This is a genomic window from Corynebacterium sp. HMSC077D03 (assembly GCF_001808545.1).
GTDB lineage: Bacteria > Actinomycetota > Actinomycetes > Mycobacteriales > Mycobacteriaceae > Corynebacterium > Corynebacterium simulans.
The window spans coordinates 108,056-134,476 of sequence record NZ_KV793686.1 but is presented as its reverse complement, the minus strand read 5'-3'; the positions used below and the strand labels follow the sequence as shown (position 1 = coordinate 134,476).

Below are 26,421 nucleotides of genomic sequence, written 5' to 3'. Positions count from 1 at the left end.
GAGATCCAACCCAAAAAGTTGCCTTGACCGGCATGTTTGCTAAAGCAAACCTTCCTAGCGCGACGGAAATAAATCTGTATTGTTGGTGTTGCACTTAATGAATCGCCCCGGTTTGATAGGCAATTGTACTTTCCGGGGTGTCTTAGAGAAAGGTTCCTGACATGGACGAGAAGCTGCAAACCCTCCTGAACAATCAGGTCAACAACGAGCACGGCGCTGCTCTTATTTACACCCAGCTGGCATACGAGATGGATAACCTCTCCTTCCCAGGTATGCGCGACTGGTTCTACGCGCAGGCAGAAGAGGAGCGCGCGCACGCGCAGAAGTTCGCGCAGCACCTGCTGGACCGCGGCTACCGCGTTGAGCTTTCTGACATCTCAGTTCCTTCCATCAAGGCAGCTACCCCGCTGGATGCTTTCGAGGCGGCTTTCGCGCACGAGCAGAAGGTCTCTGAGCAGATTCGCGAGATCGCGCGCACCGCTGATGCGGCCGGCGATCTGGATTCCCGCTCCATGATCAACTGGTTCCTGGAGGAGCAGATCGAGGAGGAGTCCACCGTCAGCGAGATCGTCGACCAGATCAAGCTCGTGGGCAACGATGGCTCTGGCCTCCTGCGCATCGACGCAGAGCTTTCCTCCCGCGGCTAAGCCTTTAGCTCGAGCGGCACGCGCAGCAGGGGATCGAGCGCAATTGCGCGGGTAATCGCCCCCACGATCTCCTGATGCGAGGGGATGAGACGTAGCTGGGCGGACTTTCCGGCTTTTTCTCGTACGACTGCCGCGAAACGTTTCGGCGCAGCAGGGTCATCAAGGAATGCTCCACCGGCGAGCACAACGGTGGTGGGCTCATGTTCCTTGATGAGTTGTGCCGCGACAAGGCCTAGATGGCGAGCGCGTTCATCGAGGATTTCGCGGTGCGCGGAGGTATCGACGTTGTCTAGCTTTTTCTGCACGGCGGCGGTAGTTAAGGTTTCCTCTGGGTGGGGCACCTCTGCGATGGAAGGCAGGGGGATGATCTGGGAGACTTCGTCGCCAGTGGAAAGCGCGGCGCCGATCGAGTCATCCGCAAAAAGCACTAGAACCGGATCGGTATTTCCAAGTTCCGCGGCTTGGGTTTCGGAGCCCAAGATTGCGGGCACGGCGGAGGAAACCACAACGGGCACGCTGAACTGATAGCGCAGGCGCTCTGCGATGTCGACGTCGACCCAGCCCAGGTTTGCGGCGGTGACGCGGCCCGCGGCGTCGACAGTGCCGGAGGTGGTAATGCCCACGGAGACCAGTTTGCGGTCGAGGCCTGCGCTTAGACGATGAACGCCGGCCATGATGTGCTCGATGAAGTCCTCCTCGCTCAGCTGCGCGACGGGGGTAGGTACGTCATCTTCGCGGATGGTGCGCCCGAGCGTGTCGTAGAAGCCGATGTGGGTCTGCGAGGTACCCACGGCGATTCCGGCCAGGATCCAGTCGTTTTCGGCAACTTCGAGCGGAACCGTGGGGCGCCCGCGGCCGCGGGAACGGGTGAGATCGTTTCTTTCCTGGATGAGGCCCGCTTGGAGCAGTGCTGCGGTGGCGCGGGTGATGGTGGGCTGGGAAAGTCCTGTTGTCTCGACGAGCTCAATGCGCGTGATGATGGGGCTTAAACGCACGAGGTGAAGGCACTTAGCCGCTGGGGTGCGCGGGCGAGTGAACACGGGGCCAGGTTTGAGCATAATTAGAAGTATAGATTTTCTAGACCGTATTGTCTAGCAGGTATTCGCAAGATTAGACAACATTGTCTAAGGACTTCTTTCTATAGTGTGGTGTCCATGGATTCAATTGCGGTTTATTGCGGCTCGGCCACCGGTAACTCGGAAGCATATATCGAAGCAGCCCGTCAGCTGGGCGGGCAGCTGGCAGATCGTGGAATCAACTTGGTCTACGGCGGCGGTAACGTGGGGCTCATGGGCGTGGTAGCGGATGCATGTCTGGCAGGAGGTGGAACGGTTACCGGCGTGATTCCCGAGCAGCTGGTGGACTTAGAGCTTTCACATCCTGGCCTGACCTCACTTGAAGTGGTGGAGACCATGGCGCAGCGCAAGACCCGCATGGAGGACTTGGCAGATGGCTACGTGTGTCTGCCGGGCGGCGTGGGCACCCTCGAAGAGCTCGCGGAGGTGCTGACCATGCAGCAACTAGGCCACGTCGACGGCCCCGTTGGCTTGGTGGACGTCGCCGGATTCTGGCGTCCTTTCGTGGACATGTACGCGGGCATGTCAGAGGCGGGCTTCGTGCAGCGCCGCTTTGTGGATGCGATCGTGCTTGAGCCAACGCCAGCGCAGGTTCTGGATGCCTTTGCGGGTTGGACTAATCCCGGGATGAAGTGGGATAACAAGTAGCTAACAAGCTGACAACGTTTGGCGCCTAGGTTGGCCCTAGGCTCCAGGTAAAGGATAGACTTCACCCTCATGAGTTCAGAGCCAAACCAGAGCCGCCATCCTTCCCTCTTGGACGCGGCCTGCGATAACTTTGTGCACGATCTTGCGGAGCTAAGCCCTACCGAAGCAACGGCGTGGGGCATCCCGGGATTCGAAGGCGAGCTGCAGGATTTCTCGCCGGAGTACTACGCGGCTATTGCTGACCGCACCCGTGACATGGTCGCTGACGTCGATGCTCTGGATGACACCACTGACGAGTCCGATGACGAAGATGACTTCGACGATGTGGATTATGTGACCGCAGCCGTCTTGCGCGATCGCCTTTGCCTGGAGCTGGACTTGCACCACCACGGCGAGGATATGCGCAACCTCAACAACATCGCCTCCCCGGTGCAGACCATTCGCGATACTTTGCTGCTGATGCCGCAGGATACCCCTGAGCAGCTTGATGCCATTCGCTCGCGCCTGTCCAAGGTCGGTGGCGCACTAAGCGGATACAAGGATTCCTTGCAGGAGTCGGCGGCACATGGCCTGATTCCGCCGCATCGCCAGATCAACGAAGTCTTCGTCCAGTGTGAGCGGCTTGCCGACGCCGGTTCCATGCTGGAGGGCCTTGGCGTCGAGGGTACTGAGGTCGAGGCGGCAAAGAGCGCTTTTGGGCAGTTCGCTGATTGGCTCTCCAATGAACTACAGCCGCAGGCTTCCACCGAGGATGCGGTGGGCCGCGACCGCTATGAGCGGTTTTCCAAGCTTTTCGTCGGCGATACCGTCGATCTTGATGAGGCCTACGAGTGGGGCCTGGAGCGTGTCCAAGAAATCCGCGCTGAGCAAGAAAAGATCGCGCACGAGTTGTATGGCTCTGAGTGCACCGTGAAGGCCGCGATGCGCAACCTCAACCAAGAGGAGCGCTACGTGCTGGAGGGCACCGATGCGCTCGTGGAATGGATGCAGGGCACGGCGGAGAAAGTCATCAAGGATTTGGATGGCACCGAGTTCGACATTCCGGAGCAGATCCGCGATATCGAATGCTGCATCGATCCTGCCGGTACAGGCGGCATCTTTTATACCCCGCCTTCAGATGATTTCTCGCGTCCCGGCCGCATGTGGTGGTCAGTTCCGGCTGGCCAGGAGCGTTTCCACACCTGGCAAGAGCTGACCACGGTTCACCACGAGGGCGTGCCGGGCCATCATCTGCAGCTGGGTTCTGCGCTGGTCCAAGATGATCTCAACCTGTGGCGCCGTGCGGTGACCTGGAACTCGGGCCACGGCGAAGGCTGGGCGCTTTACGCTGAGGCGCTCATGGCGGAGCTGGGTTATATGGAGGATCCGGGATTCCGCATGGGGCTTCTCGACGCCCAGCGTTTCCGCGCCGCCCGCGTTGTGGTGGACATCGGATTGCACTTGGGCAAGAAGCTGCCGGACTGCAGCAACTCTGGCAAGTGGGATAAGGCCCACGTGAAGACCTTCATGCGCGAAAACACCGCGATGGATGACGCGAACCTCAACTTTGAGGTCAACCGCTACCTGGGCTGGCCGGGGCAGGCGCCTTCCTATGCCTTGGGCGAGCGCCTATGGCAGCAGACCAGGCAGGAGGCCGTGGAGCAGGGAATGAGCGTACGGGACTTCCACTCCGAGGCCTTGGCGCTAGGATCTGTTCCTATGTCGATTCTGCGGCAGACCATCTTGAACTAAAGCCTGAGTTTTCAGTCTTAGCCATTTGATAGCAGCGGAGCGCTTGATGGTCACTTACTTTTTGGTTATAAGGCGCAAAATTTGGGGCAAATAGCCTGCGATAACGAGCACGATGATGAGGCGGACGATCTGCACCGCGACCACTGCAGGTCCCGCGCCGCCTTCGGAAGATAGCGCAAGAACTGTCTCGAGAGCGCCGGGCGAGGTGGCGAGGTAGGCCTCGAAATAGGAGATATCCAGCCAGGCCGTCAGCGGCCAGGCGGTAAGCGCGCAGACGCCGATGACGATAATGATGAAGGCGATTGTGGCCGGGAGCTGCTTGGCAAAGGAACGCAGCGCGGGGATGGACAGCCCGCCGCCGCAGACCCAACCGATGGACATGAATGCCATGATCTTGAAGATGGAGTGCGGCTCCAGTGTGTGCCCGGCGGGCAGGAATTGCGCGACGATGACGGTGAGGATGAGCGGGCCCAAGACGGCTGAGGCGGGCAGGTGCGCGAGCTTGCCTAGGCGCTCGCCGAGGATCGCAATAGCTACGGTCAGCGCAATGACCCACCAGGCGCTATCGACGTGGACGGATGCATCCGTGCCACCGGATTCAGTGGTCATGAAGCTGACCATAAAAGGCAGGGAGACCGAAACCGCGAGCAGGCGGAGGTATTGGGTCAGCGCCACATAGCGGTAGTCGGCGCCGAGCTCGCTGGCAAGCGCCGGCATAAGGGAGGCGCCGCCGGGCAGCATGGATAAAATGCCGGTCTCCCAGGAGATCTCTTTGGGCTGCGAGCGGTGCAGCAACATTCCGCCTGCCATGCCGACGACGACGGTGATGAGGGACATCGTGATGGCGGCGGGAAGAAAGCCAAGAAGTAGCGAGGCCGGTACCAGCGTGAGGGGGATGGCCGCCATGATGCCGATGAAGCCGCGGGCCACGGCGTAGAAGTGCTTGTTGACGGTGAGTTCTTGCCCGGTGATAAGCGCCATCGCGCCGGAGACCACGATGGCTGCCAGGATCCAGGCGGCGGGCACGTGCAGGTAAGTAAAAAGCGCGCCGAGGGCCACAGACCCTGGCGCAATGATGGCCCACTGTGCACGAACAGACATAGCGTCGAGTTTAATAACACGCATGGAGTTGTTGGACCTGGGATTTAGCGGTTGGGCAATTTTGACGTCAGGAGCTGCGGTAGCGGGATGGATCGATGCCGTCATTGGCGGCGGGGGACTCGTATTAATTCCGCTCATCATGGCGGTGGCACCGCAACTGGCGCCGGCGACGGCGCTGGCCACGAATAAAGTTGCGGCAGTCTCGGGCACGGCCTCGGCTGCAGTGACGATGGTGCGCAAGGTTCGGCCACCGGCGGGGGAGCTTGTCCGCTTAAGCCTGGTAGCGCTGGTGTGCTCCGGCATCGGCGCGGGCGCTGCGGCGATGATTGATAAGGACGTGATGCGCCCGCTGATTATCGTGTTGATGGTCTGCGCCGGTGCCTTCGTGGCCTTTCGCCCCAGCTTTGGCACGAATGAAAGCGAAGGCATCCGTGGCGGATGGCGCACGTGGGCTGCGTTGGCAGCGGTGGCCTGCATCGCTTTCTATGACGGCATCTTTGGCCCCGGCACCGGCATGTTTCTCATCATGGCGTTTACGGGCATCTTCTCCCAGAACTTCCTCAAGTCAGCGGCGATGGCGAAGGTGGTCAACACCTGCACGAACGTCGGCGCGCTCTGCGTGTTCATCTTGGGAGGGCACGTCATTTGGGCGCTGGCCCTAGTCTTGGCCGTGGCTAACGTCATTGGCGCGCAGCTCGGTGCCCGCACGGTCCTAGGCGGCGGCACCAAGCTGATTCGTTATGCTCTGCTTACCCTCGTGGTGGTGATGAGCATCTACCTGGGCATCCAGCAGTGGGGGCCTACATCCGCTTCTTAGTCTTGGCGGTGGCAGGTGCGGTCCACGGGTCCTCGGGCCACGGGTGCTTGGGGTAGCGCCCGCGCATATCGGCGCGCACGCCCTGGTAGGGCCCGGCCCAGAAGCTGGCCAGATCATCGGTGACGGCAAGCGGCCGGCCGGCAGGCGAGAGCAGGTGGAATTGCACGCGGTGGCCGCAATATACGGGGGATTCGGCCAAGCCAAAGCACTCTTGCAGCTTGATGGAGACCACGGGACGCTCGCCACTCCAGTCGATCTTTGCATCCCTGCCGGAAGGAACGGGTAGGCGCTCAGGTGCGAGTTCGTCGAGCTTGCTTGCCTCCGGCCAGGGCAGAAGTCGCTGTAGAGCAGGGTAGACGTCGATAGCGGAGGCAGGCGTGCCTTCTGCAATCTGGTGCAGCTCGGGGCCGAGCCACTCGGCAGGATCCGCCTGCTCCACGTCTGGCCAAGGCGCGCCGTAGTTGCGGTAGAGGTGACGAAGGCGATCGCGCAGGATCTGGGCTTTCTCGCTGAAAGAGAAAAGACCTAGGCCCTGCTCGCGGATGCCGGCAGCAAGGGCTTCTTCGGCGGCGGCACCGGTGACCTTGATGGGGGTAGAACTTAGCTCGATCGCGCCGGCGCGGGTTACTTTGCGCCCGCGGATTTTCCCATCCTTTAAGGTCGCAGTTACTTCTTCAGTGGTGCCGATGGCTGCAAGCGCTGCCTCTTCGTCGATGCGGGTAAAGGCGCGGATGATGGCGTTGCCAGCGTTAGAAAGAGACACTTCCGCTACGGCCAGCCATGCGGCACCATTGTCCTCTAATAATCGGGCGCGGGTACCGCTGGCCAGAAGGTAGTCATCGCCCATTCTCTTTGCCACCTGATCGGGGAATGCGGCGGCCACAACGCGGCTGGGATCGACGCTGCCCTTATCCGGCACGAGGCGCGCGAGGCGCTGGACCTCGCGTTTGGCCGGAGCGATGCGGGTGATATCCCCGCGCGGGGAATCGCTCAGCGCCGCCACGGCTGGGGCAGCTTGGGAGCCGTATTTCAAAAGTGCAGCCCCGAGGCGTGGGTCGGTAGGCATGGTCGCGAGCTCCGGGGTGGCGCCAATCGCGGTGAGGGTACGGTGGGCGTCGGCAAGCGCGCGTGCAGGTGGCTGATCCAGCAACGGGAAATCCGGACCGGCGCCCCAGCAATCCAGGAATAGCGCGGCTTGAGTGAGGTCGGCGCTCAAGATCTCCGGGGTGATGTGCGGGGCAAAGTGCTGGTAATCCTCTTGGGAATAGCAGCGGATGACGGTACCCGGGGCCTCACGGCCTGCACGTCCGGCGCGCTGATCCGCGCTCGACTTGGAGGTGGATACGGTAACCAGACCGGACATTCCGCGCTGGGCGTCGCGGCGCGGGGTGCGCGAGAGACCAGCGTCGACCACGGTGCGCACGCCGGGCACCGTCAGGGAGGATTCCGCGATGGATGTCGCGACAACGATGCGATCGGCATCCGTGTACAACGCAGCATCCTGCTCAGCCGTGCTCTGCCTACCGTGGAGCGGATAGGCCTCCGGCAGCATCTTGCAGACCAGCTCCACCTCGCGCACGCCGGGGACAAAGACCAGTGTGGAACCTGTATGCCCCATGGCTTGGCGGGCTACGTGAGCATAAAAATCGCGGTCGCCGGAAGCACGTCCAGGCGCTGGGCGATAGTGAATATCGAGGGGATGAGTGACCGCCTCGGTGACATGAACCGGGGCGTCCATAAGCTGCGAGAAACGCTGCGCATCAACGGTCGCGGACATGGCGACGACGCGGAAATCGTCGCGCAGCTGCGCCAATTCGAGACACATGCCAAGGACCAAGTCCGTGTCGAGCTGGCGTTCGTGAACCTCGTCGATGGCTACTGCGGCAACGCCGGTGAGCTCGGGATCTTTAAGGAGGCGGCGCAGCAGCACGCCCGGGGTGACGAACTCTACGTCCTGACCTTTGCGGGAATCACCGCGCACCGCGTAGCCGATCTGCTGGCCGGACAGCGCTTGGAGGCGGTTGGCTGCCGCGCGGACTGCGACGCGGCGTGGGGCAGTGACGATGACTTTGCCATCCATGTTTGCCAAGGCCGGCGGAACTAGCGTGGTCTTGCCGGTGCCAGGCGGGGCCTGCACCACTATGTTTCCGGTCTTGGGCAGGCTATCGATGGTTTCGGCAACGGGCAGGCCCGCGCCGATGCGTGCGAGATCGAACATCTACGTCAGCCCGAAGCCTTCCACTGGGCCTTCGAGATCTTCGCGCTCGAGGTTGTCTCCATTGAGCTTGCGCACCACGCGGCCGGGAGTGCCCAGTACCAGCGACTTATTCGGGATATCGCGGGTGACGAGCGTGCCCGCACCAATGACGCAATCCTCGCCAATGGTGACACCGGGCATGACGGTGACGTTGGCTCCGAACCAGGTGTTGCGGCCCACGGTGATCGGTTTGGCAATCTCCCAACCTCCCTCGCGCATCTCGTGGTCATTGACCGGATGGCTCACGGTGATAAAGGAGCAATTGGGCCCAATCATCACGCGATCCCCCAGCGTGACCTTGGCCTGGGCCAAGATGGTGGCATTAAAATTGATGAAGACATGCTCACCTATGATGAGGTTGCAACCGAACTCCACGTTGGCCGGCCCGAACCAGCCCGGCACATGGGATTCCTCCGGAAGCAGCTCCCGCAGAATTTCCCGTGCTTTGTCTTGATCGGTGCTACCTAACTCGTTGAACTGCTTGATCAAGCGGAAAGTACGGGCGTGCTCCGCGCGTACTTGTTCCGTCTGCCCCGGCAGGTGCCAGTGCCCGCCGGACATTTTTTCCCAGGTGCCGAATTGCTCGAGGTTCATGGGGATTTAGTCTAGTCGCGTGAAAGGGACGTCTTGTGTGCTGCGGACGGACATGTACTCTTGGGCCATGCTTTTCGACGTCTCTCGCCCCGCCGTCCAGGTCGCGCCGGGCGTGGCGCATCTGCCAGGATGGTTGTCCGTGAGCAGCCAAGAAGCGTTGGTTTCTGCTGTTCGTGAGGTGGCGCGGGCTTATGCGGGCACGCCGATGGCGATGTATCGCCCACGTTTGAAGTCGGGGCAGATGAGCGTGCATCAGCTGCATTTGGGCAGGTTCTGGCATTACGAGACCTATCGTTACGTGGACAATATTGAGGGGACTCGAGTGCCGCCGATGCTGGAATCGTTGCGGGAGCTGGCGTCTCCGGCACTGCGCGCGGCTGCCGAGGTCGCGCCCGAGTTAGCGCCATGGGCTGAGAGCTTTGTTCCTGAGATGGCGTTGGTGAATTACTATCCACCGGGCTCGGGGATGGGCATGCACGTCGACGATTTTGAGGAATCCTTGGCGCCGGTAATTTCTCTATCCATTGGTGATGAAGCGCTGTTTCGGATGGGCAATACGGAAAACCGCAATAAGCCCTGGGATGACGTTCTGCTTGGTTCAGGGGATCTGATTGTCTTTGGCGGACCGAAGCGGCTGGCCTATCACGGTGTGGTGCGGGTTAATGACGCAACGTTGCCAGAAGGATGTGGTCTGCGGGAAGGGCGAATCAATATCACTATTCGCCAAGTTGACGCGCGTGCTAGTCTTTCTTGTTGACTAATCAACAAAACGAAAGAGGGTTATTCCCATGGCAAAGATTGGCATCGTTCTCGGCTCTACTCGCGACGATCGTGCAGGCGAGGCAATCGCAAACTGGGTTGGTGACTTGGCTAAAGGCCGCAACACCGGCGTTGAATACGAAGTAATTGATCTCAAGGCATTCAACGTTCCGATCATGACCACCTCCGTCATCCCGATGGCGGCGAACAAGAGCTATGACGACGCCAACGTTCAGGCTTGGTCCGATGCCATCGATTCTTGCGATGGCTACGTCTTTGTCACCCCTGAGTACAACCACTCCGTGCCGGGTCCGTTCAAGAACGCCTTCGATTCCTTGGGCGCCGAGTGGGTAAACAAGTCCATCGCTTTCGTGGGGTACAGCTTCTCCGGCGGCATTCGCGCAGTTGAGGCATGGCGCCTGGCAGTGGCTAACTTCTCCATGAAGCAGCTGCGCACTCAGGTAGAGGTCAACCTCATCACCGACATGAACGAGGGCGCCTTCGCGCCAGCTGACTTCAAGATTGGCCTCGTTGACAACATGCTGGCTGAGCTTGAGGATTCCATCGCGAGCTAGAAACCGATCCTTCCGCGGTCACTATCTCGCGGGAAGCCTGCGTGCTCGACGGTGCGCTGGGTGGCTTCGCTTCCAGCGCACGTCAACATCGACACGATGACCATCAAGCCACGCACGCAGAGTTAATTACTGCAAACCGAACTGGTCCCAAGCCGCAGGGGCCAGGTTCTGGTACACGTGCTTGTGCTCCTGGTACTCGGCCAAGCCGGTGGGGCCAAGCTCGCGGCCATTGCCGGACTGCTTGAAGCCGCCCCACTCTGCCTGCGGCAGGTACGGGTGGAAGTCGTTGATCCAGATGGTGCCATGGCGCAGGGCGCGGGCAACGCGCTCGGCGCGGCCGGCGTCGGAAGTGTAGACGGCGCCAGCCAGGCCGTACTCGGTGTCATTCGCGATGGCGATGGCCTCCTCCTCGGTGGTGAAGGTCTCGATGGTCACGGTAGGGCCGAAGGCCTCGTCGTGGACACACTCCATGTCCTTGGTGGCGCCATCGATGATGGTCGGCAGGTAGTACACGCCCTTGCCCAGGTCCGTGTTGCCGGTACCGTGCTGGCCATTGGTGTCCTCACTGGTAGCGGCACGGCCGCCGGTGAGGATCTTGGCGCCCTGCTCGCGGGCCTTGTCCACGTAAGCGGCGACCTTCTCGCGGTGATCGGCGGAGATGAGCGGGCCGGTCTCCGCCTTATCGTCGGTCGGACCGCCGATCTTGATGTTGTTGGTGCGCGCCACCAGTGCCTCGATGAACTTATCGTGCAGGGATTCTTCCACGATGATGCGGGAACCCGCGGAGCAGACCTGGCCGGAGTGGAAGAAAGCGCCGTTGAGGGCGTTATCTACAGCGACGTCGAAGTCCGCGTCGGCGAAGATGACGTTCGGGTTCTTGCCACCGAGCTCCAGCGCGGTGCGCTTGACGGTCTCCGCAGCGTTCTTTGCGATGATCTTGCCGGTGACCAGGCCGCCGGTGAAGGAGACCATATCGACGTCAGGATGCTGGGACAGTGGGTTGCCGCAGTTGGCACCGGCGCCGGTGATGAGGTTGCCCACACCGTCTGGCAATCCGCATTCCTTGAGGGCGGCCATGAGCAGCATCGCGGTGTGCGGAGTGAGTTCCGCCTGCTTGAGGACGAAGGTATTGCCGGCGGCCAGGGCCGGGCCGACCTTCCAGGAGACCTGCAGAAGCGGGTAGTTCCACGGGGTAATCAGTCCGCAGACGCCAACGGGCTCGGCGTCGATGCGCGATCGCAGGTTGGGATCCTGCGGGTCGACTACGCGGCCGGCCTGGTGCTGGGCCAGGGTGCCGAAGTACTCAAAGGCGTTGGCGATGTCATCCATATCGCCCAAGGACTCCTCATAGCGCTTGCCGGTATCAGCGGACTCGGCGGAAGCGAAAAGTTCCTTGTGCTCGCGGATGAAATCGGCCACGCGGATGACCAGCTTGCCGCGCTCGGCGGCCGGGGTATTAGCCCACTCGCCGTTATCAAAGCTTTCACGGGCAACCTTGATGGCGCGCTCGGTGTCCTCGTCGGATGCCTCGGAGACTAAACCGACGGTGGAACCATCGGCCGGGCAAATGATGGTGCGGGTGTCGCCGCTTTGGGCGGCTTCCCACTTACCGTTGATGAACAGGGACTTCGGGGCGCCATCAGCATGCACGCCCTTCAGCAGGTCGGTCTGGGTGGGGTCGAACAAAGTGTTCTGGGTGCTCAAGTGAAAAGCAACCTTTCTCTCATAGAGGTAGTTGTAGTGGCCAGCTTAGCTATCTTCGCGCCAGGTGCGCTCGGGCTCGGCGCCATCAGAGACATCGGAGTCACCCGGCTGGGTCTGCTGCATGTAGAGGAAGGCCAGGTGGCGCTCGTAGAGGTCCAGCACGTTATTGATGATTTGGTTCTCGGAATAGCCGTAGACGTCATAGCCCAGCGAACCGGTCATATCGTAGACCTCGAGGCGGTAGTACTCGTCGCCTTCGCCCGCGCTGAAATCGGGGCGCTCGGCCGCTACCGGGAAAAGCTGGTAGCGGAACATGCGCTCATTGTGCAGCTTTACTTCTAGGTCGAGTTGGGGCAGTTCGACGTCGGGAAGCTCACTGGTGAGCAAGATGGCGTCGTAGCCGCGGGTACGCATGTGCGTTGCCACCTGCTGGAGGGCGTAGGTGGCGGTTTCGCGCAAATAGGTATCCATCTCCTGCTTAGAGGGGAAGGTATTGGCCCGGTCGAGGCGGTTCTTCCAGAGGTCGGCATTGGCCGGTTCGCGCTCGGTACGGGAGGAAATCACTCCGTGCATAGCGGTGGTGCGGGCTTCGCGCTGCACGTTTTCTAGGCGCAGGGACTTCCACAGGGAGAACATAATGAGGTAGACCACGAAGGCGAAAGGCAGGCCCATGACCACGGTGGCGGACTGGACTGTGGTGATGCCATCGATCTGCAAAAGCGCCAGGGTTAGTGCGCCCACGGTGACGGACCAGAAGATGCGCATCCACTTCGGGCCGTCCTGGCGGCTATCCGTAATCTTCGAGGTGAAGTTGGACATCACCAGCGCACCAGAGTCGGCTGAGGTGATGTAGAGCAGCAGACCGATGAACGTGGTCAAGAAGATGACGATGGATGCGCCGGGGAACTCGGCCAGCATGTCGTAGAAGCCTTGCTCCGGTGTATTGATTGCGGCTTCGGCAAAGTCGGGGTATTCGCCGGAACGAACCATGTCCAAAGCGGTGTTGCCGAAGAAGGACATCCACATCAGGATGAACAGGAAGGGGAAGGTCAGCACGCCGAAGATGAACTGCCGCAGGGTGCGGCCGCGGGAAATACGGGCGAGGAACAGGCCGACGAAGGTAGCCCAGGCAATCCACCATGCCCAGAAGAAGAGGGTCCAGGACTGCATCCAAGTGTCTACGTTGGCTTGGTCTTCGGCGAAGGCGAAGGTCTCCATGGTCCAGGATGGGAACTTCGAGACGTAGTCACCGATATTGGTCACGATGGCATCGAAGAGGTAGGCGGTCTTGCCAAAGACCACGACGTAGACCATCAGCGCGATGGCCAAATAGACGTTCAGCTCGGAGAGGAAGCGAATGCCCTTATCCACACCGGATACAGCCGACAGTGTGGCAATGGCCACCGCAATAATGATGAGAGCGGACTGCAGACCAAGGCCCTGCTCGATGCCGAAGATGAGGTGGAAGCCGTAGGACAGCTGCACCACACCGATGCCCAGGGAGGCGGTCACACCGAAGACGGTGCCCAGCATGGCAGCGATATCGACTGCATCACCAACTGGGCCGTGTACGCGCTTGCCGATGAGCGGATACAGCGCGGAGCGGATAGCCAGCGGCATATTGAGGCGGTAGGCGAAGTAACCGAAGGCCATGCCCATCAGTGCATAAAGCGCCCAACCGGTGATGCCGTAGTGGAACATCGCCCACACCACGGCCTCCTTGGCGGCCTCCATGTTTTCGCCTTCCCCGACCGGTGGGGTGACGTACATGGTCACGGGTTCTGCGACAGCGAAGAACATGAGGTCCACGCCGATGCCGGCGGCAAAGAGCATGGACGCCCAAGAGAAGGTGTTGAATTTCGGCCGCGAGTGGTCCGGGCCGAGGCGGATATTGCCGGCATTGGAAAAGGCAATATAGAGCACGAAGACCACGGCGATGGTGGCGGTGAGGACATAGAACCAGCCGAGGTTGTGGCCGATCCAGCCGGTGACGCTGGCGAGGGTTTCCGCCGCGGAATCGCGGCCGAGCCCGGCATAGAGCGCCATGGCAATAATGAGGACGCCGGAGATGATAAATACCGGCCAGTTTGTCTTGGGAGCAGGGACCTGATCCGCGCCTACGGCATCGCCGGTTTCAGCCTTGTAGCTGCCGACGAGGGCACGAACTTGGTAGCGTGGGCTGCGCTTCTTGGGCTCTCCAGATGGGGTTGCGAGAGAGGTGTTTTTACCCCCTTCTTGGGGGACTTTACTTGAAGTGTGAGACTCCTCAGGATCGTGAGGGTCAAAGTTAGCCATCTACTTCTCCTAATGTTGGTTGGTTTGGGCCGAATCTTTCGCACGGGTGCCCCAAAATGCTCACAAGATCGCAGGGAGAGAAAGGTGAGTGAAATGAATCATATTCGGGCAACCTATGTGCAAAGACTTCGGATTTCATCTCCAGAGACATCCATCCGGACAAGGTAAATATACATTAAGATGGGCAAACTTCTAGAAGGATGTGTACTCTGAAGGTAGTGCCCGCACATGAGGCGATGTGAATAAATACAGACTTTTGTATAAATTACAATGTTTTCACTTCCGGTGGGACAATCTTGACGTGTGAAATATTTCACAGAAAGAAGGGGATTTATGGGTTTTATGGACAAGCTGACCAAGAAGCGTTCCGCTAAGAAGGTCACCGATGAAGTAAGCGACGTAGTCGTCGTTGGCGGTGGCTCCGCAGGCTCCGTCATCGCCGAACGCCTGACCGAAGACAAGAACACTCGTGTGCTGGTCCTTGAGGCCGGACGCAACGATTCCCTGTGGGATCTCTTCGTCCACATGCCTTCCGCATTCTCTTTCCCGATTGGTGCAAAGAACTACGACTGGATGTACGAATCCGAGCCGGAGCCAGAGATGAATGGCCGCCGCATCTACCACGCCCGTGGCAAGCTGCTGGGTGGCTCTTCTTCCGTCAACGGCATGATTTACCAGCGTGGCAACCCCATGGACTACGAGAAGTGGGCCAAGAACCCGGGCATGGAAAACTGGGACTTCGCGCACTGCCTGCCTTATTTCAACCGCATGGAAAACGCCGCCGCGGCAGAAGATAACGATCCGCGCCGCGGCCACGACGGCCCGCTCTACCTTTCCCGCGGTCCTGCAACCAGCGAGCTCTTCCAGGCCCTGTTCAAGTCCGTGCAGCAGGCCGGCTACCACCTGACCAACGACGTTAACGGTTACCGCCAGGAAGGCTTTGCTCCTTTCGACCGCAACATCAAGCACGGCAAGCGTTGGTCCGCCGCGCGTGCATACCTACATCCGAACCTAGACCGCGAGAACCTCGAGGTTCGTACTCGCGCGTTTACCACCAAGGTCCTCTTCGAAGGCCAGAAGGCCATCGGCGTGGAATACGAGTGGAAGGGCGGCGTTCACCGCGTATTCGCTGACAAGATCGTCCTTTCCGCTGGCGCCATCAACACCCCGCAGCTGCTGCAGGTCTCCGGTGTCGGTGATGAGGAACTGCTGCGCAAGCACGGAATCGACGTCGTCAAGCACCTGCCGGGCGTCGGCGAGAACCTGCAGGATCACCTCGAGGTCTACATCCAGTACGAGACCACCAAGTCCACCGCTTCTTCCCAGCCTTACCTGGACAAGTGGCGCTGGCCATTTATGGGCCTGCAGTGGATTCTCACCAAGAAGGGCCCGGTCGCAACCTCCCACTTCGAGGGTGGCGGATTCGTTCGTTCCAACGAGAACGAGGAATACCCGAACCTGATGTTCCACTTCCTGCCGATGGCAGTGCGCTACGACGGTCAGAAGGCCGACGTCAAGCACGGCTTCCAGTGGCACGTTGGCCCGATGTTCTCCGATACCAAGGGCCATGTCCGCATCAAGAGCGCCGATATCCACGAAAAGCCGGAGATTCTCTTCAACTACCTGAAGACCGACCAGGATCGCCGCGAGTGGGTCGAGGCAGTGCGCGTTGCGCGTTCTCTGCTGGACACCGAAGCCATGGCTGAGGTGGGCGCCCGCGAGTTCAGCCCGGGCCCTGACGTGCAGACCGACGAGGAGATCCTCGAATGGGTACGTAACGACGGTGAGACCGCACTGCACCCGTCGTGCACCACCAAGATGGGCTCCAAGGATGACCCTATGGCGGTTGTGGACCCAGAAACCATGCAGGTCTGGGGCATTGAGGGCCTCTACATCGCTGATGCTGGCGTCTTCCCGTCCGTGACCAACGGCAACATCTACTCGCCAACGATGATGGTGGGCGAGAAGGCCGCCGATCTGATTGCCGGAAAGAAGCCTTTGGCACCGCTTAACGACGTAACCTGGTACAAGGCTGGCGAGGAAATGCCGCTGTACGCCCCAGGCGAGGCAGTGCGCGATCACAAGCAGGCCGTAAAGGGTGCTTACTAGAAGAGCCAAGAGAAGGGTCGGATGACTTTAGCTGCATTAGTTTCGCTGCTAGGAGTGTGGGTGGCGATGATCGTCGCTCCCGGCCCTGATGTAGTGCAGGTCATCCGCGTCGCCCCGCGGTCCATGCGTGCCGGAATCATGTGTGCGCTGGGCATCTGCACCGGCATCGTCGTCTGGCTCACCGCCTCCCTGGCAGGACTATCTGCTCTTATCGCCGCTCGCCCCAGTCTGCTTGGCTTGCTGCAGCTGGTGGGCGGCGGCTTCCTTCTCTGGATGGCCTATGGCTCCATCCGCTCGGGCCTGGCGCAACGGCGCTCTGCCCTTAACTTTGCCCGCAGTACTTCACAGGACTCGGCGGAAAGAGCGGGAAGCTTCGACGAGGAGCACATCGAGCAGGCAGTGAGCACTGGCGACGTCGAGGACATCACCGCTGGCCGCGCCTACAAGCTGGGCCTGCTCACCAACCTTTCCAACCCGAAGGCGCTTGTCTTCTTCGGCGCCGTCTTTGCCCAGTTCATTCGCCCTGACATGGGGCTTGAATGGACCGTGTTCATCGCCATCATCCTGACTGTGGTCTCCGTGGTGTGGTTTTCTACCTTCGCGCTCATCGTCCGCGCGGCGGCGCGTTTCCTCACGAAGTATTCGGCCTATCTGGATATCGGCTCGGGCCTTATCTTCGGCGCCTTGGGCTGCGTGATGATTTATGAGGGAATCCTCGCGCTGGTTAGGTAAACCTAAATCGCGTACAGTGTCCGGCATGAGCAATTCCACCGCACGCGTTTCAACCGATCGCCCGACACGCTACGGCAAGCAGCTGGCATCGCATTTCTCTGCCAAGATTGACGCCCACTGGGACCCAGAAACCGAAACCGGCCGCTGCGTCTTCGAGCGCAAAAACACCCGCGGCACCCTCGACCTTGCTGTTGAGCCCAACATCCTCCTCCTCAACGTCGAGGCAGACTCAGAAAGCATCGAGTCCGTCGAGCACGTTGTGGCCCGCCACCTCGTGGGCTTTGGCAAGAAAGACGACTTGAAGGTCGAGTTCACCCGCGCCGACGGCACACCGGGCGTGTACTTCAGCGTCGCTGATCTTCCCCCAGAACGCAGGTAGTCTAGGGCTTATGATTTTCACCACTACCAACAACGTCGATGGTCACGAAATCACCGAGTACATTCGCGTCATTGCGGGTGAGACGGTGACTGGTATTAACTTCCTCAAGGACTTAGGCGCTTCCTTCCGCAGCTTCACTGGCGGCCGCTCCGCTGGCTATGAGGAAGAGGCAGTCAAGGCCCGCGAGGCAGCGCTTAACGAGCTGTGGAACCGCGGCCAGGAGCTGGGCGCCGACGCCGTCGTGGGCATCAGCTTTGATTACTCGCCTATGGGCCAGGCCAACGACATGCTGATGGTCACCGCCACCGGCACAGCAGTAAAGCTGCGCGCTCTCTAGATAGGTGCGCAAGTATCTTTTAATAGCGCTTAGCCTAGGCTTGAGCGCGTGTTCGCACGTCGATGAGCCGGGGCACGGCCCTTATGATTATCCCGCGGACATGGAAACGGCCTCGGAAAAGGCCGAGCTTCCTTCCCAAGGCGCAACGCAGACCGGCCACTATCGCACGATCGAGCTGCCCAGCGGCAGAAGCTTCATCGCGCACGTACCCGATAACTATGACGCAGCGCAGCCCGCGCCGGTGGTCATGGTCTTTCATGGATATAACAGCGATCCCGCGACCATCTTCCAGGACACTGAGCTCTATGAGGCCAACGCCATCACGCTTTTTCCGGCGGGTATTGGGGAGGCTTGGGCGCCTGCACCTTATGCGCAGACTTCCTTGGGGGAAGACTTCGCTTTGGTCGATGACACCTTGGCCTGGGTTAAACAGAATTACAACACCGATGGCCGCGTCTTTGCCGCAGGCTTTTCCAATGGCGGCGGTTTCGTGCGCGCCCTAGCCTGCAACCGGCAGTTGGACGGCGCCGCCACGGTTTCCGCGGCGAACTACGACGCCGTGGATGAAAACTGTGAAGGAAAGCCCACCCCTTATTTTGCGGTGCACGGCACTGCCGACGTCGTTATTAATTACGGAGGCGGCACCGCCCACGGTGGCCACTACCGCGGTGTGGAGGAGACCATGGCGGAAATCGCCGAGGACAATGCCTGCGATCCTTTCCCCGCCGAGCACCGGGAAGACGCAGTCACCCGCTTTACGTGGGGTTCCTGCGCGGTGCCCACCGTGAATTACAAAATTAAAGGCGGCACGCACACCTGGAACGGTGGCGTAACGGATCGCAGCGGGCTTGTCCCGCACGATTGGGCAACCAACTCCATTTTGGACTTCTTCAAGGTTGAGTATCCCGGCAAGGTGCCTTCTCGGTAAGCTATGCCGCATGTTAGAAGTCTCAATCAAGGGCGATTCCATTAAGCTCGGCCAGTTCATCAAGCTGGCCTCCCTCGTTGCCACGGGCGGTGAAGCAAAGGAGCTCATCGCGCAAGGCGAGGTTCAGGTCAATGGGGAAGTGGTGACCCAGCGCGGCGCCACCCTGCACCCCGGCGACGAGGTGAGCATCGCTGGCACCAGTGCCCGCGTGGCCGCAGCAGATGAGGACGAGGACGATTACTTCGATGAGGCCACAGCAGACGATGACTTTGATCCGGAGAAGTGGAGGAACATGTAATGCCCGCTTTCGAAGCAGAAGTAGGCATGCCCTACTGGATCGACCTGACCACCTCCGAGCCACGCAAGTCCGTGAACTTCTACGAGCAGGTGCTGGGCTGGGAAGTAGATTCCGGTAACGAGTACCGCGTGGGCCGCGTGCAGGGCCTGCCGATTGCCGGCTTCATTCCGCAGCCAGAGCAGGCTTCCATACCGGATACGTGGGTGACCTACTTTTTAAGCAAGGACATCGACGGCGATTGTGCGCGTGCGGAGCAGCTTGGCGGCCGGGTGTTGGCGCCGGCAACGCAGGTGCAGCTGGGCCATATGGCGCTGCTTGTCGACGTCGCAGGTGGCATGTTTGGCCTCATTCAACCGGCGGGCGCGGACCAGTTCGTGGCCGGCGGCGAACCGGGCACGCCGGTCTGGCACGAACTGACTGCCACTACCAGCTACCAGCAGGCCTTGGACTTCTACGGCGAGCTGTTTAACTGGGAGGTCCGTGGCGGCGATGCTTATGCCACAGCGGAGGAAGATGGCGCGCCTTTCGCCGGCTTCTGGAACGCCGAAGGCCAGTTCCCGCCGCAGGTGCCAAGCTTCTGGCAGACCTACCTCGGCGTGCGTGATCTCGAGGCGGCTGCTGCCAAGGCAGTAGAGCTTGGCGGTGAGGTAATCCGCGAGCCGTGGGATTCGCCTTTCGGGCGCCTGTGCCTGCTGGCTGATTCCACCGGCGCTACGGTCACTCTGGCCGAGGTCGAGGACGCGCCGGAGGAAGAGCCGCGCGAGTCAGATGACGTGCTCAACCTCGACTTTTAGATGAAAAACAGGGTAGAGGAAGTAGCGGAGGTCGTTCGGCGCATTCCGGCCGGCAACGTCTCTACCTACGGGGAAGTGGCTAAAGCGGCGGGCTGCCATGCCCGCTACGTGGGCTGGGTGATGAAGAAGGTCCCTGGCTTGCCCTGGTGGCGCGTGGTCCGCGCTGACGGCTCTTCCCATGCGCCGGAGCTTTCCATCCCCTATTGGGAGGAAGAGGAAATCAGCCACTCGGGTGCTCGCGTGGACATGCGCCGCCACGGGCTAGACGCCGCGGACCTCAAGCGGTTGGGGTGACGTAATAGGTGTCATCCTGCTTGGCCAGCTTGTTGCCGCGCAGGATGAGGAAGATGCTTAACGGGTAGAGCACCAAAGCCACGACGATGTATTGGATGATCGTGAAGATCTCGTTGTCATGCATGTAGTTCCAGCAGAAGTGGAAACTAAAGGAGCATGCCAAAAATCCGCAGAGAACGCCTAAGCGCCAACCGCGCGACTTTTTCGCCGCAAAGATAGCCCAGCCGATGCCCCAGCCGGCCATGGCGGTGAGTAACACGTGCAGGCCAGGGCCTGCCACTAGGCGCAGGCCCCACATTTGCAGCATGCCTGACCAGTCATTGAGCGGATGAACGATACCGCCCATGATGCTGTACATGACGTTTTCTACCATCTCGAATCCAAGGCCCACGCAGGCGCCGACTATCCAGCCATGCCAAGGTCGGTTGAGCTCTCGGTAGGAAAGCAGAATAAAAAGCACACCTGTGGCCTTGGAGATCTCCTCCGGATAGGCGCCGGTCCACGATAATGCGGCGGCCTTCCACCCAAGGGAAAGCGCAAGGTCAGTAAGCGGGGAAGCGCTAAGCATCACAAGCCCCAGCGCGGTACCGCCGCCCCAGAGCAAAGCGGGCGGAACCCAGCGGCGGCCAGCGCCCGGCCACATGGGGCTAAGCCGTAGCAAGAAGAGAAAAAGGGCGGCAACCACAGCGCCAATCGCGATGCTGGAAAGCAACAATGTCGGTGCGATGAGCCCCAAGCTTAAGAGATTAAAAAGCAGCGCAAGGATGCCAAGGGCAATCATCACCCACATGGTATTGCGGAAAAGCTTGTTCATGAGCCCACCACCATTTTCTCGTGCCAAGGCAGGTTCGCGTGGCCGAATGCGTGCCAAATGCGCTCGCCTGTGGCAAAGGTTTGCGCCGGTGAGCTGCTGCTCAAGATAACCATGTAATCCACCTTTGCGTCCGCGCCCTCCCCGTCGCGGGAGAGGACAAGTGTGCCGGAGGGGTCGTCGTAAAGCGCGAGTGCATCGCCTTCATGGAAGATTTCCGCCTCGGAAGTATCGCCCATGCTGTAGCCGCGCACGGCGCGCCGGGCGGCGGTGTCCTCCTCGCTGTCGCTGAGATCCTCGAGCGCCGTGAGCTGGACCAGCACCTGGCCGCAGTCCCAGGCTTGCATCGCCATCGCGTCTGCATTCGGGGTGCAGTACAAATCCGGCACGGGGATTTCCCAGTCAAAGCCCGGCGGGCTGAGCACTACTTCTTCCGCCTCCGGCCCAGGAGTGGGAATAATCGCGGCCAAGATGGCAGGCAAGCCTAGCGCCAAGAGCACGCCACCTGCGGCGAGAAAGAAATGCCCGCGCAGCTGCGCAGGAGGAAAACGATAAGTTGGCATAACCCACACCTTATAGACCGCGATTGACATAGAGTGGCTGGCATGAAAGATCTCTACCAATTTGTCAATGGACCTTGGCTACAATCCCACGTCATCCCCGATGATCGTGGCGTTGATGGCACCTTCCACAACCTGCGTGACGAGGCGGAAGAGCTCGTGCACGAGATTGTTAAAAATGACACTGGGCGCCCAGGAGCGCTCTACGCATCGCACCTTGATACCGAGGGCGTTAATGGTGCAGGCATGGCGCCAATCGACGCCGACCTCGACCACCTCACCGCAGCCGACCCTCAAGAGCTGGCGCAGCGCCTCGGCGAACTCGAGCGCGAGGGAGTCGGCGCCCCGGTGACCTTCTGGGTGGAAAAGGATTCCGGCTCCGAGGAAGCCGTGGCCTACGTCATCCAGTCTGGCCTGGGCCTGCCGGACGAGGCTTATTACCGCGAGGAAGCGCATGCGGAGACGCTGGCTGCATATGAAAAGCACGTGGCGCAGATGCTGGGCTTCCTCGATCCTGCCCGCCTGTTCGGCTTGGGCGCCGACGTTGCCGCCACGCGCATCGTGGGTTTGGAGAAGGAGCTGGCTGCCGGTCATTGGGATGTCGTTTCCACGCGCGATGCCGTGAAGACTTATAACCCGATGCCTTTCGAGGAGCTGCCGGAGTTGGCACGCGCCATCCTTTCAGGTGGCGGCCTGGAAGCACAGCGCGTTGTGAACATGATGCCTTCCTACCTCGAGCACTTCGAGACGCTTTTCACCGCGGACCGCATGGCAGATTGGCAGCTGTGGGCCACCTGGCACATCCTGCTTTCCCGCGCGCCGTACCTGCCGGAGGAAGTCGGCGCGAAGAACTTCGAGTTCTACGGCACCCGCCTTTCAGGTGCTACCACTCAGCGTGACCGCTGGAAGCGCGCCGTGGGCCTAGCGGAGTCCCTGGTGGGCCAGGAGATTGGCAAGGTCTTTGTAGACCAGCACTTCCCGCCGGCATCTAAGGCGGAGATGGACACCCTAGTTGATTACTTAACCGCTGCCTACCGCGAGCGCATCTCCCAGCTCGAGTGGATGACGCCCGCTACCCGCGGGCGTGCCTTGGAGAAGCTTGCCCAGTTCAAGGCCAAGATTGGCTACCCGGATAAGTGGCGCGACTACTCCGATCTTTCCTTCAGTGCGTCGGGCAAGGACCTGATTGCGAACGTGCGCGCTGGCAACGCGTGGGCACACGACTTCGAGCTGCGCAAGATCGGCAAGCCGGCGGACCGTGACGAATGGTTCTCCACCCCGCAGACGGTCAACGCTTTCTACAACCCGGTGGTCAATGACATCACTTTCCCAGCCGCCATCCTGCGCGCGCCGTTCTTCGTGCCTTCTGCTGAAGGCGGCGACGTTGCAGAGAACTTCGGCGCAATCGGCGCGGTCATCGGCCACGAGATCGGCCACGGTTTCGATGACCAGGGCTCGCAGTACGATGGCCAGGGCAACCTGAACTCCTGGTGGACCGAAGAGGACCGCACGGCATTTGAAAAGCTCACCGCGAAGTTGGTGGAGCAGTTCAACGGCCGCGTGCCTTCCGTTCTGGAAGGTACTGATTCCGCGGGCGTTAACGGCAGCTTCACCCTGGGTGAGAACATCGGTGACCTGGGTGGACTGGGCATCGCAGTGGTGGCTTACAAGAACTACTGCGCGGACAACGGCCTCGACGTCGCTGGCCAAGTGGCCCCTTTCGAGGTGGAGGACGCATCTCCTGCGCTTTACGACGCCGAGTACAACGGCCTGCAGCGCCTCTTCCTGTCCTGGGCGCGCGTTTGGCGCACCGCAATCCGCCCGGAGATGGCCACCCAGTACTTGGCCATCGATCCGCACTCCCCGGCGGAGTTCCGTTGCAACCTCATCGCGGCGAATGTGGCGGAGTTCTACGAGGCCTTCGAGGTAGAGAAGGATTCTCCGTTCTACCTGGCCGAGGAAGACCGCGTCACAATCTGGTAAGACGCGCCGCGAGGTAGTCGGTTCCGGTCTCGGAGTCGACTACTCGTAGTTGCCCAGCCTCCGGTGGGGTGACGGTAAGGGTGGGCAAGAACTCGATTTCGCCAGGTAGTCCGCCGGTGCCATAGGCGTGGAAGCGCTGTGGGCCGGTGGAGTATGCGGCGGAGGTTTCCTCGTTTTGTACAAGATGGACCCATTGCGTGATGGCGACTGGGTCGTCTTTGGCGCGGGCTACCGAGCGCTTTCCGAGCACGGAGTGGTCCATGGCGCACAGTGGTTTGTCGGTGGCATTGTCGGCGGCGCGGTAGGTGACGGGGAATTGGACGATGTTGCCGGCGTAATCGTGGCCGAGGAGGACCTCGATGCCAACTTCGTCATCAGGATCTACTGCGCGGTAGCTTCCAATGATCTCGTCGATGTGGGCGTACTTAGCTGCGATTTCGGCTTTAGTGGGGGATAGTTCGGCGGTGGGGTGGAGTTTGGCTACCTTCGTCATGGCAGCCATGGTAGCGGTAACCTCGAATGCATGACTTCGATTGAGCAGTGGCAGATTGGTGGCCAGGACCGCCAGTTGAGCGAGGAAGAGCAGCTGGAACAGCTCTATTCCTACATGCAGGTCCACTACCCACTGCCGGATTTCCGTCCGCCGTGGGCTGGCGGCGGCTCGCCGGATGCTGACCGCTACTGCGCGCTTTTGCCGGATCGCATCACGCAGGCTTCCATGATGGTCTTGGGCACGGCGGTTGACCACGCGCTGCCGGGCACCAAGTTCACTGATGGAATCACGCAGCGTGACCATGAGGTTGGCGCCATCTTCGAGCCCACTGCGCCGAATGGCAAGTGGGCAGTTTCCCTCCACTCCGGCGGCTGGTGGCGCGGTGACGGCAACGCGCTGGAGATGCAGTGGCGCCCCGAAGTCGCCGCCGCAGCACAGTTGTCCGGCACCACCATCATCGACGTGGACTACCCGCTAGCGCCTGAGCACACCGTGGCGGACATGGTGGAATCCGTCAACAAGGCCATCGCTTATGCCTGCGAACAAGGTGCGGCTTCCGTGACCGTGTGGGGCTACTCCTCGGGCGGCGCCTTGGCTGCACTCGCGCCCGCCGATGCACTCATCCTTACTTTCCCTGACTTCGCTGCGCTTTCCAATCTCCCCGAGGAGCTGCGCGCCGGCTACGAGCTGCCAAACGAGTACCCGCGCACACTCGTCCAGACTGCGGTGCAAGACGAAATCGCCGAGCGAGTCACCATCCCTGCCGCCGAGACCGCCGATTACGTCTCCACTCACCGCATCTCAACTCCGGCAGTGGCCCGCCAGCGCATCATGGACACCGCGGACTTCCTGCGCTCCGTCTAAGCCGCCTGGTTTTAGCGTTTAGCGGTTTGGTCCCATTGGTTGGATCCCCTTGGGGGTAAAGCTACCCAATGGGGCATCCCGCACGGCTTCGCTACTCGTAAAGGGACCATTAGAGGGGGACCCAACCAGGGAAACCAAACCGAATTGAGGGCAACCTGACCACTGCCGGCAAAAGTTCCCGCGATTCGAAAGGATCACAAGAAAACTTTATCGGGAACTATTGCTAATAGCGTCGCGACTATTCACCCATGAGTATTTCCAATCATGGTGCGATGTCGCGCTTACACAAGACAGCCGGTGTTCTCATAGCGCCGTTCCTCATCGTTGCAGCGCTGAGCGGGTTCTTCTACGCCTTGGCCCCCAGCATCGAGTCGGTGGTGTACAAGAATGAGATCGTGGCGTCAGGAAGCGGTGAAGCACACAGCCTCGATGAGCAGATCGCAGCAGCCCAGAAGGTCTATCCGGATCTCGCAGTAAGCAAGGTGCAGGCCTTCGACGACAGCGAGAAGAACACCCGCGTGCTCTTCGCGGATGACGCACTGAAATCCTCCAGCTACGCCCACGCAGTGTTCGTGGACCCCGCCACGCTCGAAATCAAGGGTGACCTCGTGCAGTATGGTTCCTCTCGCGCGTTGCCGTTGCGCAGCTGGCTCTCCGAGGGGCACCGCCGCCTCTGGCTTGGCGACGCCGGCCGCATCTACTCCGAGCTCGCCGCCTCATGGCTGGGCGCACTGGCGATCATGGGCATCTACCTGTGGTTCAAGCGGCGTCGGAAAGCGGGCAAGATGCTCACCCTGCACTCCAAGATCGGCGCGTGGCTGCTGCCCGGCTTCGTGTTCCTCACCATCACTGGCCTGACCTGGTCCTTGGTTGCTGGTGAAAACATCTCTACCCTGCGCGAGAAGATGGACTGGATGCAGCCCAAGCCCGCAGCAACTGCCGCCGCGGACCCGCATGCCGAGCATCACCATATGGACATGACGGGGGACATGAACGTGATGGGCGGCGCAGACGCGTTGGCGGCCGCGCGTTCGGCAGGGTTGACCGGCATCCTCGACATGACGCCGCCTTCCGCGGAGACGCCAGCGTGGACCGTCACTGAGGCACGCCAAGACTACAAGCTGAGCTACGATGCCATCGCTGTCGACCCGCACACTGGCGAAGTGGTGGACCGCGTGGACTTTAAGGACTGGCCGCTCATGGCCAAGGCGGTCCCATGGCTCATCCAGCTGCATATGGGCACCTTGTTCGGAATCTACAACCAGGTTGCGCTCGCGCTTCTCGCGCTAGGCCTGTTGGCGGTCAGCGTCATGGGCCTGTGGATGTGGTTTAGTCGCCCGAAGCGCTCGCTCCAGCACCTGAAGCTCTCGCCAGCGCTGGTCGTGGGCGCGGTGCTGTATTCCATCATCGCTCCGCTCTTCGGCGCATCCCTGGTGCTGTTCTTCCTTGTGGATTGGGCAGTGCAGCGCGCTAAGAAGGCGAAACAGACCGAGCCACGCGAAACCCAAGAAGGGGAAAGCATCAAGCAACCTGTCTAGGACGATTGCCATAAAGTAACGAGAGGGAGGACCACCTGGTCCTCCCTCTCTCGTACTCGCTGGGTCCTACTTCTCGCTGGGTGCTTTTTCACGCTGG

Annotated in this window: 26 protein-coding genes; 17 read left to right on the top strand and 9 right to left on the bottom strand. The window is 60.8% G+C overall.

Annotation, left to right across the window (positions count from 1 at the left end):
- The first annotated feature begins 161 nt into the window (after positions 1-161).
- On the top strand, positions 162-647 hold the full coding sequence (locus tag HMPREF2888_RS04430) for a ferritin (RefSeq protein ID WP_070433350.1): 486 nt from the start codon (positions 162-164) through the stop codon (positions 645-647).
- Here the strand turns inward: HMPREF2888_RS04430 and HMPREF2888_RS04425 are convergent.
- Entirely contained in the window at positions 644-1,705 is a 1,062-nt protein-coding gene (locus tag HMPREF2888_RS04425) for an ROK family protein (RefSeq protein ID WP_070518343.1), read from the bottom strand. The genes HMPREF2888_RS04430 and HMPREF2888_RS04425 overlap by 4 nt on opposite strands.
- A 96-nt stretch (positions 1,706-1,801) precedes the next feature.
- On the opposite strand from HMPREF2888_RS04425, the gene HMPREF2888_RS04420 reads away from it, so the two are divergent.
- Positions 1,802-2,371, top strand: a complete 570-nt coding sequence (locus HMPREF2888_RS04420; protein ID WP_062039239.1) for an LOG family protein — start codon at positions 1,802-1,804, stop codon at positions 2,369-2,371.
- 69 nt (positions 2,372-2,440) lie between these two features.
- Entirely contained in the window at positions 2,441-4,102 is a 1,662-nt protein-coding gene (locus HMPREF2888_RS04415) for a DUF885 domain-containing protein (RefSeq protein ID WP_070518342.1), read from the top strand.
- Positions 4,103-4,156: 54 nt separating this feature from the next.
- Here HMPREF2888_RS04415 and HMPREF2888_RS04410 read toward each other — a convergent pair whose 3' ends face one another.
- Positions 4,157-5,203, bottom strand: a complete 1,047-nt coding sequence (locus tag HMPREF2888_RS04410; protein ID WP_246815035.1) for an AbrB family transcriptional regulator — start codon at positions 5,201-5,203, stop codon at positions 4,157-4,159.
- 22 nt (positions 5,204-5,225) lie between these two features.
- Between HMPREF2888_RS04410 and HMPREF2888_RS04405 the strand changes: the two genes are divergently transcribed.
- Positions 5,226-6,020 carry a TSUP family transporter gene (locus tag HMPREF2888_RS04405; RefSeq protein ID WP_083296611.1) on the top strand — a complete coding sequence of 265 codons (795 nt, stop codon included), beginning with the start codon at positions 5,226-5,228 and terminating at the stop codon, positions 6,018-6,020.
- Here HMPREF2888_RS04405 and HMPREF2888_RS04400 read toward each other — a convergent pair.
- Positions 6,004-8,238, bottom strand: coding sequence for an ATP-dependent RNA helicase (locus HMPREF2888_RS04400; protein WP_062036324.1), 2,235 nt, complete (start codon positions 8,236-8,238; stop codon positions 6,004-6,006). The two genes, HMPREF2888_RS04405 and HMPREF2888_RS04400, sit on opposite strands and share 17 nt — an antisense overlap.
- Positions 8,239-8,871 carry a sugar O-acetyltransferase gene (locus tag HMPREF2888_RS04395; RefSeq protein WP_070518339.1) on the bottom strand — a complete coding sequence of 211 codons (633 nt, stop codon included), beginning with the start codon at positions 8,869-8,871 and terminating at the stop codon, positions 8,239-8,241. It abuts the gene before it with no gap.
- Positions 8,872-8,938: 67 nt separating this feature from the next.
- Here HMPREF2888_RS04395 and HMPREF2888_RS04390 point away from each other — a divergent pair, with 67 nt between their 5' ends.
- Positions 8,939-9,628, top strand: a complete 690-nt coding sequence (locus tag HMPREF2888_RS04390; RefSeq protein ID WP_062039233.1) for an alpha-ketoglutarate-dependent dioxygenase AlkB family protein — start codon at positions 8,939-8,941, stop codon at positions 9,626-9,628.
- A gap of 31 nt (positions 9,629-9,659) precedes the next feature.
- The gene (locus HMPREF2888_RS04385) at positions 9,660-10,205 is read left to right on the top strand and encodes an NADPH-dependent FMN reductase (protein ID WP_061919953.1); all 546 of its coding nucleotides are present in this window, start codon (positions 9,660-9,662) and stop codon (positions 10,203-10,205) included.
- A 126-nt stretch (positions 10,206-10,331) separates the two neighbouring features.
- Here the strand turns inward: HMPREF2888_RS04385 and HMPREF2888_RS04380 are convergent, their stop codons facing one another.
- Both HMPREF2888_RS04380 and betT read right to left on the bottom strand, forming a co-directional pair.
- Positions 10,332-11,909 (bottom strand): aldehyde dehydrogenase family protein, encoded by a 1,578-nt coding sequence (locus HMPREF2888_RS04380; RefSeq protein WP_070518337.1) that lies wholly within the window; start codon positions 11,907-11,909, stop codon positions 10,332-10,334.
- A gap of 45 nt (positions 11,910-11,954) precedes the next feature.
- Positions 11,955-14,204, bottom strand: a complete 2,250-nt coding sequence (gene betT, locus HMPREF2888_RS04375) for a choline BCCT transporter BetT (protein ID WP_062036318.1) — start codon at positions 14,202-14,204, stop codon at positions 11,955-11,957.
- A 333-nt stretch (positions 14,205-14,537) separates the two neighbouring features.
- Here betT and betA point away from each other — a divergent pair, with 333 nt between their 5' ends.
- Genes betA through HMPREF2888_RS04335 form a run of 8 tightly spaced genes read left to right on the top strand, consistent with a single transcriptional unit; the run spans position 14,538 to position 20,075 of the window.
- Positions 14,538-16,313 (top strand): choline dehydrogenase, encoded by a 1,776-nt coding sequence (betA, locus tag HMPREF2888_RS04370; RefSeq protein ID WP_070518336.1) that lies wholly within the window; start codon positions 14,538-14,540, stop codon positions 16,311-16,313.
- A 21-nt stretch (positions 16,314-16,334) separates the two neighbouring features.
- Positions 16,335-17,045: a LysE family translocator gene (locus tag HMPREF2888_RS04365; protein WP_070518335.1), complete on the top strand. Its 711-nt coding sequence runs from the start codon at positions 16,335-16,337 to the stop codon at positions 17,043-17,045.
- A 25-nt stretch (positions 17,046-17,070) separates the two neighbouring features.
- Entirely contained in the window at positions 17,071-17,424 is a 354-nt protein-coding gene (locus HMPREF2888_RS04360) for a DUF2218 domain-containing protein (protein ID WP_070518333.1), read from the top strand.
- Positions 17,425-17,434: 10 nt separating this feature from the next.
- Positions 17,435-17,761 carry a YbjQ family protein gene (locus HMPREF2888_RS04355; RefSeq protein WP_062036309.1) on the top strand — a complete coding sequence of 109 codons (327 nt, stop codon included), beginning with the start codon at positions 17,435-17,437 and terminating at the stop codon, positions 17,759-17,761.
- 40 nt (positions 17,762-17,801) lie between these two features.
- Positions 17,802-18,689 carry a CE1 family esterase gene (locus tag HMPREF2888_RS04350; RefSeq protein WP_141744822.1) on the top strand — a complete coding sequence of 296 codons (888 nt, stop codon included), beginning with the start codon at positions 17,802-17,804 and terminating at the stop codon, positions 18,687-18,689.
- Between the two features lie 10 nt (positions 18,690-18,699).
- A complete protein-coding gene (locus HMPREF2888_RS04345) occupies positions 18,700-18,987 on the top strand; it encodes an RNA-binding S4 domain-containing protein (protein ID WP_070518330.1) in 288 nt (95 codons plus the stop codon).
- On the top strand, positions 18,987-19,781 hold the full coding sequence (locus tag HMPREF2888_RS04340) for a VOC family protein (RefSeq protein ID WP_070518329.1): 795 nt from the start codon (positions 18,987-18,989) through the stop codon (positions 19,779-19,781). Before HMPREF2888_RS04345 ends, HMPREF2888_RS04340 begins: the two co-directional genes overlap by 1 nt.
- Positions 19,782-20,075 (top strand): MGMT family protein, encoded by a 294-nt coding sequence (locus HMPREF2888_RS04335; RefSeq protein ID WP_070518328.1) that lies wholly within the window; start codon positions 19,782-19,784, stop codon positions 20,073-20,075.
- On the opposite strand, the gene HMPREF2888_RS04330 is transcribed toward HMPREF2888_RS04335, so the two are convergent.
- Positions 20,059-20,889, bottom strand: a complete 831-nt coding sequence (locus tag HMPREF2888_RS04330) for a PrsW family intramembrane metalloprotease (RefSeq protein ID WP_070455684.1) — start codon at positions 20,887-20,889, stop codon at positions 20,059-20,061. The genes HMPREF2888_RS04335 and HMPREF2888_RS04330 overlap by 17 nt on opposite strands.
- On the bottom strand, positions 20,886-21,449 hold the full coding sequence (locus tag HMPREF2888_RS04325) for a hypothetical protein (RefSeq protein WP_070455683.1): 564 nt from the start codon (positions 21,447-21,449) through the stop codon (positions 20,886-20,888). Before HMPREF2888_RS04325 ends, HMPREF2888_RS04330 begins: the two co-directional genes overlap by 4 nt.
- 42 nt (positions 21,450-21,491) lie before the next feature.
- On the opposite strand from HMPREF2888_RS04325, the gene HMPREF2888_RS04320 reads away from it, so the two are divergent.
- Positions 21,492-23,429 (top strand): M13 family metallopeptidase, encoded by a 1,938-nt coding sequence (locus tag HMPREF2888_RS04320; RefSeq protein ID WP_070518327.1) that lies wholly within the window; start codon positions 21,492-21,494, stop codon positions 23,427-23,429.
- Here the strand turns inward: HMPREF2888_RS04320 and HMPREF2888_RS04315 are convergent.
- Positions 23,416-23,922, bottom strand: coding sequence for a CG0192 family protein (locus HMPREF2888_RS04315; protein ID WP_141744821.1), 507 nt, complete (start codon positions 23,920-23,922; stop codon positions 23,416-23,418). The genes HMPREF2888_RS04320 and HMPREF2888_RS04315 overlap by 14 nt on opposite strands.
- A 30-nt stretch (positions 23,923-23,952) precedes the next feature.
- On the opposite strand from HMPREF2888_RS04315, the gene HMPREF2888_RS04310 reads away from it, so the two are divergent.
- Both HMPREF2888_RS04310 and HMPREF2888_RS04305 read left to right on the top strand, forming a co-directional pair.
- Positions 23,953-24,786 (top strand): alpha/beta hydrolase, encoded by an 834-nt coding sequence (locus tag HMPREF2888_RS04310; protein ID WP_070518325.1) that lies wholly within the window; start codon positions 23,953-23,955, stop codon positions 24,784-24,786.
- Positions 24,787-25,034: 248 nt separating this feature from the next.
- On the top strand, positions 25,035-26,324 hold the full coding sequence (locus HMPREF2888_RS04305) for a PepSY-associated TM helix domain-containing protein (protein WP_246815034.1): 1,290 nt from the start codon (positions 25,035-25,037) through the stop codon (positions 26,322-26,324).
- Positions 26,325-26,421 lie beyond the last annotated feature (97 nt).

Bases quoted from the DNA above. Each gene is read 5' to 3' on its own strand.
- HMPREF2888_RS04430 (WP_070433350.1), top strand. From the start codon at position 162: ATGGACGAGAAGCTGCAAACCCTCCTGAACAATCAGGTCAACAACGAG.
- HMPREF2888_RS04425 (WP_070518343.1), bottom strand. From the start codon at position 1,705: ATGCTCAAACCTGGCCCCGTGTTCACTCGCCCGCGCACCCCAGCGGCT.
- HMPREF2888_RS04420 (WP_062039239.1), top strand. From the start codon at position 1,802: ATGGATTCAATTGCGGTTTATTGCGGCTCGGCCACCGGTAACTCGGAA.
- HMPREF2888_RS04415 (WP_070518342.1), top strand. From the start codon at position 2,441: ATGAGTTCAGAGCCAAACCAGAGCCGCCATCCTTCCCTCTTGGACGCG.
- HMPREF2888_RS04410 (WP_246815035.1), bottom strand. From the start codon at position 5,203: ATGTCTGTTCGTGCACAGTGGGCCATCATTGCGCCAGGGTCTGTGGCC.
- HMPREF2888_RS04405 (WP_083296611.1), top strand. From the start codon at position 5,226: ATGGAGTTGTTGGACCTGGGATTTAGCGGTTGGGCAATTTTGACGTCA.
- HMPREF2888_RS04400 (WP_062036324.1), bottom strand. From the start codon at position 8,238: ATGTTCGATCTCGCACGCATCGGCGCGGGCCTGCCCGTTGCCGAAACC.
- HMPREF2888_RS04395 (WP_070518339.1), bottom strand. From the start codon at position 8,871: ATGAACCTCGAGCAATTCGGCACCTGGGAAAAAATGTCCGGCGGGCAC.
- HMPREF2888_RS04390 (WP_062039233.1), top strand. From the start codon at position 8,939: ATGCTTTTCGACGTCTCTCGCCCCGCCGTCCAGGTCGCGCCGGGCGTG.
- HMPREF2888_RS04385 (WP_061919953.1), top strand. From the start codon at position 9,660: ATGGCAAAGATTGGCATCGTTCTCGGCTCTACTCGCGACGATCGTGCA.
- betT (WP_062036318.1), bottom strand. From the start codon at position 14,204: ATGGCTAACTTTGACCCTCACGATCCTGAGGAGTCTCACACTTCAAGT.
- betA (WP_070518336.1), top strand. From the start codon at position 14,538: ATGGGTTTTATGGACAAGCTGACCAAGAAGCGTTCCGCTAAGAAGGTC.
- HMPREF2888_RS04365 (WP_070518335.1), top strand. From the start codon at position 16,335: ATGACTTTAGCTGCATTAGTTTCGCTGCTAGGAGTGTGGGTGGCGATG.
- HMPREF2888_RS04360 (WP_070518333.1), top strand. From the start codon at position 17,071: ATGAGCAATTCCACCGCACGCGTTTCAACCGATCGCCCGACACGCTAC.
- HMPREF2888_RS04355 (WP_062036309.1), top strand. From the start codon at position 17,435: ATGATTTTCACCACTACCAACAACGTCGATGGTCACGAAATCACCGAG.
- HMPREF2888_RS04345 (WP_070518330.1), top strand. From the start codon at position 18,700: ATGTTAGAAGTCTCAATCAAGGGCGATTCCATTAAGCTCGGCCAGTTC.
- HMPREF2888_RS04340 (WP_070518329.1), top strand. From the start codon at position 18,987: ATGCCCGCTTTCGAAGCAGAAGTAGGCATGCCCTACTGGATCGACCTG.
- HMPREF2888_RS04335 (WP_070518328.1), top strand. From the start codon at position 19,782: ATGAAAAACAGGGTAGAGGAAGTAGCGGAGGTCGTTCGGCGCATTCCG.
- HMPREF2888_RS04330 (WP_070455684.1), bottom strand. From the start codon at position 20,889: ATGAACAAGCTTTTCCGCAATACCATGTGGGTGATGATTGCCCTTGGC.
- HMPREF2888_RS04325 (WP_070455683.1), bottom strand. From the start codon at position 21,449: ATGCCAACTTATCGTTTTCCTCCTGCGCAGCTGCGCGGGCATTTCTTT.
- HMPREF2888_RS04320 (WP_070518327.1), top strand. From the start codon at position 21,492: ATGAAAGATCTCTACCAATTTGTCAATGGACCTTGGCTACAATCCCAC.
- HMPREF2888_RS04315 (WP_141744821.1), bottom strand. From the start codon at position 23,922: ATGACGAAGGTAGCCAAACTCCACCCCACCGCCGAACTATCCCCCACT.
- HMPREF2888_RS04310 (WP_070518325.1), top strand. From the start codon at position 23,953: ATGACTTCGATTGAGCAGTGGCAGATTGGTGGCCAGGACCGCCAGTTG.
- HMPREF2888_RS04305 (WP_246815034.1), top strand. From the start codon at position 25,035: ATGAGTATTTCCAATCATGGTGCGATGTCGCGCTTACACAAGACAGCC.